11 protein-coding genes are annotated in these 13,532 nt (G+C 35.2%); 9 read left to right on the top strand and 2 right to left on the bottom strand.

Annotated features, from left to right (window positions below; genetic code table 11):
• Positions 1 to 1,317, top strand: a complete 1,317-nt coding sequence (locus H510_RS19235; protein WP_051291343.1) for a TIGR00341 family protein — start codon at positions 1 to 3, stop codon at positions 1,315 to 1,317.
• 39 nt (positions 1,318 to 1,356) lie between these two features.
• Entirely contained in the window at positions 1,357 to 1,830 is a 474-nt protein-coding gene (locus H510_RS0116155) for a DUF4112 domain-containing protein (RefSeq protein ID WP_026905260.1), read from the top strand.
• 298 nt (positions 1,831 to 2,128) lie between these two features.
• Here the strand turns inward: H510_RS0116155 and serS are convergent, their stop codons facing one another.
• Positions 2,129 to 3,400 carry a serine--tRNA ligase gene (serS, locus tag H510_RS0116150; protein ID WP_026905259.1) on the bottom strand — a complete coding sequence of 424 codons (1,272 nt, stop codon included), beginning with the start codon at positions 3,398 to 3,400 and terminating at the stop codon, positions 2,129 to 2,131.
• Between the two features lie 188 nt (positions 3,401 to 3,588).
• On the opposite strand from serS, the gene rsmI reads away from it, so the two are divergent.
• From rsmI to H510_RS0116115, 7 genes are all read left to right on the top strand, one after another.
• On the top strand, positions 3,589 to 4,296 hold the full coding sequence (gene rsmI / locus H510_RS0116145; protein WP_026905258.1) for a 16S rRNA (cytidine(1402)-2'-O)-methyltransferase: 708 nt from the start codon (positions 3,589 to 3,591) through the stop codon (positions 4,294 to 4,296).
• A gap of 40 nt (positions 4,297 to 4,336) precedes the next feature.
• Positions 4,337 to 4,579, top strand: a complete 243-nt coding sequence (locus H510_RS0116140) for a hypothetical protein (RefSeq protein ID WP_026905257.1) — start codon at positions 4,337 to 4,339, stop codon at positions 4,577 to 4,579.
• Positions 4,561 to 4,878, top strand: coding sequence for a type II toxin-antitoxin system RelE/ParE family toxin (locus tag H510_RS0116135; protein ID WP_026905256.1), 318 nt, complete (start codon positions 4,561 to 4,563; stop codon positions 4,876 to 4,878). Before H510_RS0116140 ends, H510_RS0116135 begins: the two co-directional genes overlap by 19 nt.
• Before the next feature lie 7 nt (positions 4,879 to 4,885).
• Positions 4,886 to 6,493 carry an apolipoprotein N-acyltransferase gene (gene lnt, locus H510_RS0116130; protein WP_026905255.1) on the top strand — a complete coding sequence of 536 codons (1,608 nt, stop codon included), beginning with the start codon at positions 4,886 to 4,888 and terminating at the stop codon, positions 6,491 to 6,493.
• Between the two features lie 35 nt (positions 6,494 to 6,528).
• Complete coding sequence (locus tag H510_RS0116125) at positions 6,529 to 6,915, top strand: hypothetical protein (protein WP_026905254.1); 387 nt, start codon at positions 6,529 to 6,531, stop codon at positions 6,913 to 6,915.
• Between the two features lie 62 nt (positions 6,916 to 6,977).
• Positions 6,978 to 11,315, top strand: coding sequence for a CusA/CzcA family heavy metal efflux RND transporter (locus tag H510_RS0116120; RefSeq protein WP_026905253.1), 4,338 nt, complete (start codon positions 6,978 to 6,980; stop codon positions 11,313 to 11,315).
• Positions 11,316 to 11,317: 2 nt separating this feature from the next.
• Positions 11,318 to 12,466 carry an efflux RND transporter periplasmic adaptor subunit gene (locus H510_RS0116115; RefSeq protein ID WP_026905252.1) on the top strand — a complete coding sequence of 383 codons (1,149 nt, stop codon included), beginning with the start codon at positions 11,318 to 11,320 and terminating at the stop codon, positions 12,464 to 12,466.
• Positions 12,467 to 12,521: 55 nt separating this feature from the next.
• Here the strand turns inward: H510_RS0116115 and H510_RS0116110 are convergent, their stop codons facing one another.
• Entirely contained in the window at positions 12,522 to 13,391 is an 870-nt protein-coding gene (locus H510_RS0116110; protein WP_026905251.1) for an ROK family protein, read from the bottom strand.
• Positions 13,392 to 13,532: the final 141 nt, after the last annotated feature.

The following is a 13,532-nucleotide window of genomic DNA, read 5'->3' as shown; positions in this document are numbered from 1 at the left end:
ATGAATTTGGCAGACCTTATTAAAAACTACGTACAAAAGATATTTCATTTACAAGAAACCACAGACCAAGAAGGTACTGTTAAAAATATCAATGAGAATATAGATTTAAAAGGATATAATATCTGGATTCTGATATGTTCTGCCGTACTTGCTTCTATAGGATTAGATGTAAATTCTGCTGCGGTAATTATTGGTGCTATGCTTATCTCGCCGCTAATGTCGCCCATTTTAGGTGTTGGTTTAGCATTTGGAATAAATGATAAAGAAATGCTTACTCGCTCTTTACGCAATCTTGGTATGGCTACATTTATCAGTTTAACCACTGCTTATATCTATTTTACTATTACTCCTTTGGGCGATGCTACTACAGAAATTTTAGCCCGTACCCAGCCTACTTTATTAGATGTAATGGTGGCATTTTTTGGTGGTGTAGCGGGTATAGTTTCAGGGTCAAGAAAAGAGAAAACCAATGCCATACCAGGGGTTGCTATTGCTACAGCACTAATGCCACCACTTTGTTCGGCAGGTTTTGGGCTTGCTACCGGGCAGTTGATGATTTTTGCCGGGGCTTTTTATCTTTTCATCATTAACGCCATATTCATCAGTTTATCAACTTATTTGGTTATTAAGTTTTTGCAGTTCCCACTAAGGCAATATATGGATATCAAAACCCGTAAAAGAGTAAGCAGAATTATGTCTTTTGCCTTACTTTTTGTAGTGATACCAAGTGGCTATTTCTTATGGGAAGTATATCTTAAGAATAAGATGAACAGGCAGGTGCAAAATATCATCATCAATAAAATTAGTAATGATGAAACAGAAGTATTAAAATGGAATATAGAAAATAGAGACTCTTTAAAATACGTACAGATTGTTATTGCTGGCAAACCAGTTTCTGACCAAGAAATAGCCAGTTATGATAGTTTATTAAAAGCCAGTGGTTTTGATGATTTAAGAATAAAACTTTCTAGAGTAAATGTTTCTAAAGAAGAAATTGCAGACATGAGCCGTGAAGTGGCTGCAAGCATGTTAAATGCCATCAATTTAAAAGCTACTTCACCAATCAGCAGTGAAAACCAGTCAGATTCTACATCAGATATCTCTAAAGAACTTGCCGTTTTATACCCAGAAGCCAATCAAATTAGTATCGGAGAGATGGTAAATTTAAAACAAAGCCAGCAAACCGCAGATACAATAACGCATGTAATCATCAATTGGAAGAAAAAAACTTCTTTAAGCAATCAGGAGGTAAAGAAACTTTATGCTTTTTTAAAGTTGAGGCTTGATAAAGATACTTTAATTATGATCAACAGGTAAATAAGGTATATAAATTGCTTGTTGAGCTAAAATAACAAGATGAACCAGCAGCCGTTTAAAAATGATAAATTAAGATGGGTAGAGCGTATCTCTAAACTAATGGATGAACAGTTTAGTATTAAAGGCTATCGCTTTGGTTTAGACCCTATTCTAAATTTTATTCCCTATTTTGGAGATTTAGCAGGTTTTAGTGTTTCCTTAGCCCTTATTGCTACCATGCTGAAAAATGGAGCCAGCAAAAAAGTGGCTCTTAAAATGTTTGGTAATGTTTTGATAGATACCGTTTTAGGTGCTATCCCTATTTTAGGTTTTTTCTTTGATTTCGGCTTTAAAGCCAACAGTAGGAATATTAAATTATTAAGAAAACACTATACAGAAGGTAAACATACAGGCAGTATAACAGGTATCATCATCGGTTTTATACTTATTGCTGTAGTGGTGTTAGGCTTAATTGCTATTGCCTTATACTATGTGTTTGCTTATTTGTATGCACTTTTGCAAAATTGGTTGTAACATAGAAGTAGAAAAGTACAGAGTATAAAGTAGAAAGACCTGAAAAATCGGATATTTAAGAACTCTCTTTTACATTTAAACAAAACTTTCTTAAGAAGGACGGACGGACTTTTCTTTCTTTTCATCAAAGAAAAGAAAGAAGCCACAACCCGGCTAGGACTTATGTATCAAAGACTAGCTTTAAAACATTTTTAAAAAACGTCAACAATAATAGCTGAGCTAAAGGATAACATGGTTTCAACTCCTGTCCATATTAACAAAACATGATATTCTGAAGAAACTTCTTTTGAATTTTTGTTTACTTAATCATATCAAACCCTGTATAAGGAACTAAAACATCAGGAATTTTAATTCCTTCTGGCGTTTGGTAGTTCTCTAAAATAGAAGCTACAATTCTTGGTAAAGCTAAAGCACTTCCGTTTAAAGTATGTGCTAACTGCGTTTTACCCTCGCTACCTTTAAATCTTAATTTCAGGCGGTTGCTTTGGTAAGTCTCAAAATTAGAAACAGAAGAAACTTCTAACCAACGTTGTTGTGCAGCACTCCACACTTCCATATCGTAAGTTAAGGCTGATGTGAAGCCCATATCGCCACCACATAATCTTAAAACACGGTAATGTAAGCCTAAGCTTTGTAATAAACTTTGTACATGCAGGCTCATTTGCTCTAACACATCATAAGATTTGTCAGGATGTACAACTTGTACAATCTCTACCTTATCAAATTGGTGTAAGCGGTTTAAACCTCTTACATGAGCGCCATAAGAACCCGCTTCTCTTCTAAAACATGGTGTATAACCACAGTTTTTAATAGGTAGCTGGTCTTCTTTTAAAATAACATCCCTGTATAAATTAGTGATAGGTACCTCGGCAGTAGGTATTAAATATAAATTATCTAAGCCTACATGATACATTTGCCCCTCTTTATCTGGCAATTGCCCAGTACCAAAACCCGATGCTTCATTTACCAAATGTGGTAACATCATTTCTTCATAACCAGATTTCTCAGCCTCAGCTAAAAAATAGTTAATTAAGGCTCTTTGTAGTTTAGCGCCCTTACCTTTATAAACTGGGAAACCAGCCCCCGTGATTTTAACCCCCAATTCAAAATCAATCAAATCGTATTTTGCGGCTAACTCCCAATGTGGTAAAGCATCATCTGCCAAATTTGGCATTTGACCATAGGTTAAAACTACTTCATTTTCTTCCGGAGTTTTACCTTTAGGTACAGATGAATGAGGTAAATTAGGTATTTGAACTAATTTTTGATGTAATTCCTGCTCTATCACAGCAAGCTCATCATATAGTTTTTTTATCTCTTCTTTTGATGACGATGTTTTTGCTTTGATGGCTTCGGCATCTTCTTTTTTACCTTGTTTCATGAGCTCGCCAATTTGCTTGGCTGCTGCATTTGCTTCTGCCTGCAAAGCGTCTCCTTTGGATTGCGTAGAGCGTCTTTTCTCATCTAAACTTATAATTTCATCAACCAACTCTGGCTGACTAAAATTTCTTACACTTAAACGTTCTAGAACCTGCTCTTTATTTTCGCGGATATAACTAACTTGCAGCATGATTTTTATTTTTTCTGCAAAGATATAAAAGGATGTACGATTTACGATTTTTGAGGCTAGATATTTTTATCACTTTAGAAAGAGAAACCATTTGTAAGATTAAATAAAAACAGATAGTGTTAATTAGGAAATAAAACACAGACCCAAAATTTCCTCTCTTTTAGAGCAGTTTAGGGTTAAGCTAAAGCATGAACGGAAAACTATACCTCGTACCCACGCCCATAGGGAATCTTGATGATATGACTTTTAGAGCTGTTAAAGTTTTAAAAGAGGTAGATATTATTTTGGCAGAAGATACCAGAAACTCTTCTCCTATGTTGAAACATTTTGGTATCGATAAAAAACTTTTCTCTCATCACCAACATAATGAGCATAAGGCCGTTAATGAGATCATCCGTTTCTTAAAAGAAGGGCAAAATATTGCTTTAATTTCTGATGCTGGTACTCCAGCCATCTCAGACCCGGGCTATTTACTTACCCGCGAAGCCATAAAAAACGATTTGGAAATAGAATGTTTACCAGGTGCAACAGCTTTTGTACCGGCTTTGGTAAACTCGGGCTTACCCAATGATAGATTTGTATTTGAAGGATTTTTACCCGTAAAAAAAGGCAGGCAAACACGTTTGAAAGAATTAGCTTTAGAAGAAAGGACCATGATTTTTTACGAATCTCCACACCGCTTGTTAAAATCTTTAGAAGAATTTATCATGTTTTTTGGCGAAGACAGAGAAGTTTCTGTTTCTAGAGAGCTTACCAAAATGTACGAAGAAACCAAAAGAGGTACTTTAACAGAAGTAAAAAACTACTTTGAAACAAATACCCTTAAAGGTGAGTTTGTGATTTGTTTATCTGGTAAACCAGCGAGTAAACCTGTAAAAGAAAAATTTAGAGATTAGTTTTTGTTATACACAAACAAAAGCCGAAATTTATAGAACTATGAGTAATATCAACACTTTAAGGAATAATATTATAGATAAGTTGCTTACAATATCCAATCAAGACTACTTAAATGCACTTGACAAGTTGTTACAGCAGCATACTAAAACTGATATGAAAGTAAACTTGTCTGATGCACAAATTGCTTTATTAAAATTAAGCGATTTAGATATTGAAAATAATCAGGTTATTTCTCAGGATGACCTTGATAAAGAAGATTTAGAATGGCTAAAAGGTCTATAATTTGGACTCAAACTGCTGTTAAGCAAAGAAGAGCTATTTTAAATTACTGGATTAAAAGAAACCATTCTGTAAAATTTGCACAAAAACTTATTCAAGAAATTAAAGAAAAATCTGAAATAATTGCTCAAAATCCAGAAGCATTTGTGACTACGGATTATCCCGAAACACGAATTTCTGCCATGGGGCATTATAGTATCTTATACAAAATTACAGATACACAAATTATCATTACTGCTTTTTGGGACAACAGACAAAACCCTCAAAAACTTTTAGACCTTTTAACAAAAAATATTCTCTAAAAATCAAATGAAAAAGCATATCCAATACGCACTTATATCAGCCCTTATACTTTTTATAGCTTGGCCACCTATTCCTTACACTTCATTGTTATTATTGATAGGCTTTTTCCCGCTATTAGTAGCTATAGAAAACATCCACAACAGTGATGCGCAACAAAAAGGGAGAAAAGTATTTTTAACCGCAGGATTAAGCTTTTTACTATGGAATACAGCCAGCATTTATTGGATATGGAATGCATCGCCAGAAGGCTCTATTGTGGCTTATTTATTAGGAGCTTTACTCATGACTTTGAGTTTTCTCTGCTATCATAAACTTAAAAATATCACCAAACCCATTCTAGCTGATATAGCCCTCATAGGATTTTGGGTTTCTTACGAGTATTTACACCAAAGTTGGGATTTAAATTTCCCGTGGATGACTTTAGGAAACGGTTTTGCTAGCAGTCCGCAGTTTATCCAATGGTACGAGTATACAGGTGTATACGGAGGCTCTTTATGGATTTTAGGAAGTAATATCCTACTATTTAACATCTGGAAACAGTTAAAAAATAGCGAAAAACAGCAAAAAAATATATTCAAGCTTTTAGTAGGTTTAGCTTGCTGGGTGCTTATCCCGATAGGTTTTTCTACCCTCAGCTATATAAACTATGAAGAGGAAAACAACCCCGCACATGTAGTAGTGGTACAACCCAATATAGACCCTTATGCGAAATATGAAAGTTATACTACCAACCAGCAATTGGATACTTTGATGGCTTTAAGTGGTAAAGCTGCCAAAGTTAATACCGAGTTTATCATTTGGCCAGAAACAGCCATTCCAGAATATGTAAACGAAGATTACATCAGACAAGGAAGTATATTTTACCGCCTACAACAATTTATGCAACCTTATGCCAATGCAACTTTAATTACCGGGGCTGAAACCTATTTAACTTATCAAAGCCCAAAAACTAAGACGGCAAAATTTAACGCCCAAAGTAACCAATATTGGGATAGTTTTAATACTGCTGTTGCGATTGAAAACTCTGCCAAAGTACAATTCTACCATAAATCTAAACTGGTACCTGGGGTAGAGAAAATGCCTTTTATCAATGCTTTATCATTTTTAAAACCCGTGTTTGCCAAATTTGGCGGTACCACTGGTGGTTATGGCTATCAGGATGAGCCTTCTGTATTGTATTCGCAAAGTGGTATTGGTGTTGCTCCTGTTATTTGTTACGAATCTATCTGGGGTAACTGGGTTGCAGGTTATGTTAAAAAAGAAGCGCAGTTTATAGCCATCATCACCAACGATGGTTGGTGGGGCAATACCTCAGGAAAAGACCAACATCTACAATACGCCAGATTAAGAGCTGTAGAAACCAGACGTTGGATTGCCCGTTCTGCTAATACCGGAATATCGGCTTTTATTAACCAACGTGGAGACATTATACAGCAAACATCGTGGTGGCAACCTGCTGTTATAGCGCAAGATATTAACTTAAACTCCGAGCTTACTTTTTATGTTAAACATCCAGATATTGTAGTTTATCCATTTTTAGGGATAGGTATTTTGGGGTTAATATTCCTTTTAACCTATAAAATTAGAAACAAAGCAGTTAAACCTGATGTTTAAAGATTGAATCTATATTTTTTTATATTTGTAATGATTTGAAAAAGATAATTGCCATATTATTATTAAGCATTCATTTAATAGCCACTACAGAACTGTACCAGCTATTAAAGCTGCCTATTTTGGTAGAGCACCTGATAGAGCATAAAATGCAAGATAACAATATCACCATTTTTGAATTTTTTAGCATGCACTATGCTTTAGAAGATGTTAGAGATGCAGATTATGAACGTGATATGCAATTGCCTTTTAAAACACACAACCATATTAATCAGGTAGATTGTAATGTAAATTTACCCCAATACAGTTTAAACGTTATCACACTTCCAACTATTATACAACAACATAATACGCCTGTTTATAGGAGCTTGTTTATCCATTCTGTATACTTATCTACTATCTGGCAGCCGCCAAAAACTTGCTGATATTTACGCTTAATCAATACATTTTCTTGTATTTTTTTATTTAAAAATTAGCAATACTTATTATGTTAAATAAGATTATTGAGTTTTCCATCAGGAATAAACTCATCATTGGCTTGTTTACCCTAGCCTTAATTGGTTATGGTATTTACCAAACAACACGTTTACCTATAGATGCTGTACCAGATATTACCAACAATCAGGTTCAGGTAATTACTGTTGCCCCTTCTTTTGGTGCTACAGATATAGAAAGACTGGTAACTTTCCCTATAGAGCAGGCTAATAGCAATATAGATGGGATGAAAGAAATTCGTAGTTTTTCACGATTTGGATTATCCTTAGTTACCATTGTTTTTACTGATGAAACAGACATTTATTGGGCCAGACAGCAAGTAGCAGAACGCTTGCAAAAAGTACAAACAGAAATTCCGAAAGGGATAGGTACACCAGAATTAGGCCCTGTTTCTACTGGTTTAGGCGAGATTTATCAATACGTAGTAAAACCTAAAAAAGGTTATGAAGATAAATACGACGAAACTGAGCTTAGAACTATTCAAGATTGGATAGTAAGGCGCCAGCTTTTAGGTGTTAAGGGTGTGGCCGAGGTAAGTAGTTTTGGCGGTAAGCTTAAGCAATTTGAAATTGCTATTAACCCAAGTAAATTACAAGCTTTAAACCTTACTATAGACGATGTTTTCTTGGCCTTAGAGCAAAATAACCAAAATACCGGAGGTGCTTATATAGAGAAAGGCGCTAGCGTATTATTCATCAGAAGCGAAGGCTTAATCGGTGGCGTTACAGATATTGAAAACATAGCAGTAAAAACACCATCATCTGCAACTGTATTTATGAAAGACATTTCCGATGTTAAAATTGGTTACGCCACACGCTATGGAGCCTTGTGTTATAATGATGAAGGTGAAGTTGCCGGAGCTATTGTGATGATGCTTAAAGGTGCAAATAGCAACGAGGTAATTAAAAATGTAAAAGACCGAGTAGCTCAAATACAAAAGACATTGCCAGAAGGTGTAGAGATAGAACCTTTTCTAGACCGTACCAAAATGGTCAATAATGCTATTAAAACAGTTGAAACTAACCTGATGGAAGGCGCTTTAATTGTTGTTTTTATTCTGGTACTTTTCTTAGGGAATTTTAGGGCCGGTTTAGTAGTTGCTTCTGTTATTCCGCTTGCTATGCTATTTGCCATCATCATGATGAATACCTTTGGCGTAAGTGGTAATTTAATGAGTTTAGGCGCTTTAGATTTCGGTTTAATTGTAGATGGTGCGGTTATTATTGTAGAAGCTGTTATGCATCAGCTTAAGCATAGCAATAAATTTGGAGCCATTGTACGGCTTAACCAAAAGCAAATGGATGATGAAGTGCGAACATCAGCAAGTAAGATGATGAACAGCGCTGTTTTCGGGCAAATTATCATCTTGATTGTTTATCTACCCATTTTCACTTTAGAAGGTATAGAGGGCAAAATGTTTAAACCTATGGCGCAAACTGTAGCCTTTGCCTTGATAGGTGCTTTTATACTATCGCTTACTTATATTCCTATGATGAGTGCTTTGTTCTTGAATAAAAAAGTAGAGCATGAGCCAAATTTCTCTGATAGATGGATGTATAAACTAGAACGTGTTTACCAAAATGCCTTAGCTCGTGTATTGAAATATCCAAGAATGGTTTTAAGCACCGTAGCTGCATTATTTGTTCTAGCGCTTGTAACACTTTCTACTTTAGGTGGCGAGTTTATACCCGCCTTAGAAGAAGGTGATTTTGCTGTTGATACACGCGTTTTAACCGGAAGTAATTTAAATACCACTATAGAAAGTACCCAAAAAGCAGCTCATATATTAAAATCAAGGTTCCCTGAGGTAGAAAAAGTAGTTACCAAGATTGGAAGTGGAGAAGTACCCACAGACCCTATGCCTATGGAAGCTAGCGATATGATGGTAATTTTAAAAAATAAAAATGAGTGGACCTCTGCTGAAACCTTTAGTGAGTTGGCCGATAAAATGGGGAAAGCCCTAGAAGAAGTACCTGGTATTACCACGGGGTTTCAGTTTCCGGTACAAATGCGTTTTAACGAGTTAATGACTGGTGCCAGACAAGATGTGGTATGCAAGATATTTGGAGAAGATTTGGACACATTGGCTTATTATGCACAACGCCTAGGAAAAATCATCAATACGGTAGATGGAGCTCAGGATTTATTTGTTGAGCCTGTTACAGGTATGCCACAAGTTATTATTAATTACAACAGACCCGCTATTGCTCAATACCAACTAAATATTGCTGATATCAATAGAATTGTAAATACTGCTTTTGCTGGCCAAAGTACAGGTTTAGTTTTTGATGGCGAAAAACGCTTTGATTTAGTGGTAAGGTTAGACAACGAACAAAGAAAAAGTTTAGAAGACATCCAAAACTTATTAATACCAACACCCAAAGGACCGCAAATTCCTTTACAACAGTTGGCAGATGTAAGCATCCAAAACGGACCTAACCAAATACAACGTGAAGATGCCAAAAGGAGAATTGTCGCTGGTTTTAACGTTAAAGGCAGAGATGTACAAACCATAGTAGCAGAACTACAGCAAAAAGCAGAAAGTCAGCTTAATTTACCTGCCGGATATTATGTTACTTACGGAGGTGCTTTCGAGAATTTAAATGCCGCAAAGCAACGTTTAATGATAGCTGTTCCGGTTTCGCTTGCGCTGATATTTGTATTGCTATTCTTTGCCTTCAACTCTGTTAAACATGGTTTGTTAATTTATTCTGCTATACCGCTTTCTGCTATTGGTGGGATATTTTTTCTAGCATTAAGAGGCATGCCATTTAGTATCAGCGCAGGCGTAGGCTTTATAGCCTTATTTGGAGTTGCTGTTTTAAATGGTATTGTGTTGATTGCCGAATTTAATCGCTTAAAAGCATCAGGTTTAAAAAATTTAAACAGAATTGTTTTAATGGGAACTAAAGTAAGGTTAAGGCCAGTTTTAATGACAGCTTTTGTTGCATCGTTAGGTTTCTTGCCTATGGCACTGAGCAATGGCGCTGGTGCCGAAGTACAAAGGCCATTAGCAACCGTAGTTATTGGTGGGTTAATGATTGCTACTTTTTTAACCTTATTTGTACTCCCTATATTGTATATCATTTTTGAAAAAGGGGCTAAAATAAAAGTGAATCCAAAACTTGGTGCTTTATTATTGATGTTAAGTTTAGGCTTTTCATCAGCGCAAGCGCAACAACCTATAACCTTAAAAGCAGCTATAGATACAGCCTTGAAGAATAATAGGATGGTAAAAAGCGAGCGTTTGAAAGCTGCTTATCAGGAGCAATTAGTGAAGACGGGTGCTGGGCTACCTTTAACAAATTTTAACACCGATTTTGGCCAGGTTAATAGTGTTTACAACGATTTAAGATTTGGCGTATCGCAATCTTTCCAATTTCCTACGGTTTATGCAAGGCAAAAAAATCAACTCAAAGAAGAAGCTAAAACGGCAGCTTTAAATATTGCTGTTAAAGAAGCAGAACTTATCAAAGCTGTTTCTCTAACTTATTTCTATATCCTAAACCTTAAAGAGCAAGAAGGTTTATTATTAAGAAGTGATAGCATTTATGCTGAGTTTCTTAAAAAAGCACAATTAAGACTTGCAAAAGGAGAAACCAATGCTTTAGAAACAGCAACAGCATCAAGCCAAAGAGGGCAAATACTGATGCAATTGAAACAGTTGAAACAAGATGTAGCATTATCTGAACTGCAATTTAAACTTTTGTTAAATAGTAATTCAGATTTTAATCCGGCAAAAGAAAATCTTAAATCGGTAATTGGATTTAGCCAGCTAAGTAAGGTAGAAGAACACCCGCAACTTAAAATATTGGAGCAACAAAAGGCAGCAAGTAAGGCACAACTAGCCACAGAAAAAGCTAAACGCTTGCCAGAAATATCATTAGGTTATTTTAACACCAATTTCCAGGGTGTGGGTCCAGACGAAGTTTTTTACGACCGTAGCAAGCGTTTTCACTCTGGGCAAGTAGGTTTAGGCATTCCCATCTTTAGTTCGCAAAATAACAGAGTTGCAGCATCTAAAATTAACCAGGAGATTGTTTCACAAGAATATGAGCTTCAGAAACAACAGCTAGAAAATCAATATCAGGCAACTTGGGCTCAATACCAAAGTAGTTTAGAAATTGTTCAGTATTTTGAAGATAAAGCTTTAGCTGATGCTGATATGATTGCTAAAACTGCCGGTAAACAATTTGAGAATGGAGACATCAATTACCTGGATTGGGTGATGTTGATACAGCAAAGTATCGGTATTAAAAGTCAATATCTGCAAGCGTTAAAAAATTTGAACGAGCAGAGTATCCAGTTACAATATTTAAACGCAAAATAAACATGAAAGCATTCATATATTCCGCTAAAGTATTTCTTCTGCTTACTAGCATTGCCCTTTTTACAGGCTGTAATAGTACCAAAGAAGAACAAGCAACAAATGAAGAAACTAATGAGCAAGTAGTAACCTTAACCCAAGAACAGCTTAAAAACGCTGTTATAGATACAACAAATCTTAGTTTAAGAAATATTTCATCAGTAGTAAAAGTAACCGGTACTATTGATGTGCCTCCGCAAAATATGGTATCGGTAAGTACGCCTCTGGGCGGATATATAGCCAGTACAAAACTTTTACCAGGTATGCATATTTATAAAGGAGAAGTGATTGCTAAAATGGAAGACCAACAGTATATCCAATTACAGCAAGACTATCTGATTACAAAATCTAAATTGATGTATGCAGAGCAAGAGTATGTGCGACAAAAAGAGCTCAATTTAAATAAAGCTAGTAGCGATAAAGTTTTACAACAAACAGAGACAGAGTATAAAACACTCAGAATCAGTTTAAACGCTTTGGCAGAGAAATTAAAACTCATCAATATCAACCCTATAAAACTAAGTGAAGGCAATTTATCTAGACAGATTAATATTTACTCGCCTATTGATGGTTATGTATCTAAAGTGAATGTAAACATTGGTAAATATGTTAATCCTACCGATGTTTTATTTGAATTGATAGACCCAAGTGATATCCATTTAAATTTAAAAGTTTTTGAAAAGGATATTGATAAACTAGCCATAGGTCAGAAACTGATAGCCTATACCAATACCAATCCTGATAAAAAATATCTTTGCGATATCATCTTAATCAGTAAAGATTTTGACGTAGATAGAACCGCCGAAGTACATTGCCATTTTGATAAATACGATAAAAATTTACTATCAGGGATGTATATGAATGCTGAAATTGAGGTTAAAAACCATGAAGCTTATACTTTACCAGAAGATGCTATTGTTAATTTTGAAGGTAAGGATTATGTTTTTATAGCCAACAGCAAACAAGCATATACGATACAAGAAGTACAGCTGGGGGTTAAAGAAAATGGCTTTATAGAAATTAAAAATACTACCGCTTTAACAGGAAAAGCTATTGTAAACAAGGGTGCTTATACTTTGTTAATGAAAATGAAGAATAAAGCTGAGGAAGAGTAAGGGAATATCAAGCATAAATCAACCATGATATTGTTGATTTATGCTTTTTAATTTTTTAATGATGGCCTATAGAAGCAGCGCCAATTAAAGGTGCTCTTTCGCCATGTACGGCTATGTGTATAGGGATACTATAAAACATTTTATCGTGTAAGTATTGTGCTGTTTTTCTCCAGAAATATTTTTGTGCAGGTATGATAAGCCCGCCAATAACAATACTTAGCGCATCTTTTTTTCTTATAAACGTATATAAAAATTCGGCTAAATTAACCGAAAACTCATCAAATATAATCTCAAAAGCGGCGTCTTGTGTATCTGTGGCTAATAATGCTCTGATGTCTTTAATCGTGTTTCCGGTAAGTTCTTTATATCTTTTCACAAACCAGCGAGTAGATAAATAATCTTCTGCTTTACCTTTTAGAAAGGGAGTTTTCCAAAGTTTACAGTCTTCGGTTACACCATCTTTGTAATGTGCAGTGCCTAAGCCTGTGCCTATAGTAATACCAATAGTGTTATTACAGCCTTCTAGGTCTCTTTTAAATAACTCGCCAGTAAGAAAACAAGCGGCGTCATTCATCATTTTAATAGATGCTTTTGGATAGCCTAACTCTTCTGCTAGTAAGTTTTTAATATTTAACCCGTATAAAGATTCATATTTGCCATTGGCTTTAAGTAAAGATACTCCATCATCGTAGTTAAAAGGGCCAGGGAAAGCCATACCAATACCGCTTACCGGTCTGTAACTAGAATTCATAATATCTTTCATTACTACACTCCAGTTTTTGATAATGTTCTCTGCCGAGTCTTTAGCGTTAATCCGCTCTCTTCTATAACTATCATCCAGAATATGACCCGATCTCAGATCTACTAAGGCAGCAGTAATATGCGATCTGCCAATGTCTACACCCAAAGTAATATGCTTTTCCAAAATATTAATTTTACTTAAGAGCATCAAAAATATTAAATTCTATGGTATTATGGTGTAACAACAAGAAATACTTAAATGAATGAATAAAAAATGCGGCTTAAAAATAGAAAAATATATATATTTAGATGTTTTATATATTTT

This window comes from Pedobacter glucosidilyticus DSM 23534 (genome assembly GCF_000425145.1).
Classification (GTDB): Bacteria; Bacteroidota; Bacteroidia; order Sphingobacteriales; family Sphingobacteriaceae; genus Pseudopedobacter; species Pseudopedobacter glucosidilyticus.
The sequence above is the reverse complement of the archived record's forward strand: the minus strand, read 5'-3'. Positions and strand labels throughout refer to the sequence as shown.

Bases quoted from the DNA above. Each gene is read 5' to 3' on its own strand.
- H510_RS19235 (WP_051291343.1), top strand. From the start codon at position 1: ATGAATTTGGCAGACCTTATTAAAAACTACGTACAAAAGATATTTCAT.
- H510_RS0116155 (WP_026905260.1), top strand. From the start codon at position 1,357: ATGAACCAGCAGCCGTTTAAAAATGATAAATTAAGATGGGTAGAGCGT.
- serS (WP_026905259.1), bottom strand. From the start codon at position 3,400: ATGCTGCAAGTTAGTTATATCCGCGAAAATAAAGAGCAGGTTCTAGAA.
- rsmI (WP_026905258.1), top strand. From the start codon at position 3,589: ATGAACGGAAAACTATACCTCGTACCCACGCCCATAGGGAATCTTGAT.
- H510_RS0116140 (WP_026905257.1), top strand. From the start codon at position 4,337: ATGAGTAATATCAACACTTTAAGGAATAATATTATAGATAAGTTGCTT.
- H510_RS0116135 (WP_026905256.1), top strand. From the start codon at position 4,561: ATGGCTAAAAGGTCTATAATTTGGACTCAAACTGCTGTTAAGCAAAGA.
- lnt (WP_026905255.1), top strand. From the start codon at position 4,886: ATGAAAAAGCATATCCAATACGCACTTATATCAGCCCTTATACTTTTT.
- H510_RS0116120 (WP_026905253.1), top strand. From the start codon at position 6,978: ATGTTAAATAAGATTATTGAGTTTTCCATCAGGAATAAACTCATCATT.
- H510_RS0116115 (WP_026905252.1), top strand. From the start codon at position 11,318: ATGAAAGCATTCATATATTCCGCTAAAGTATTTCTTCTGCTTACTAGC.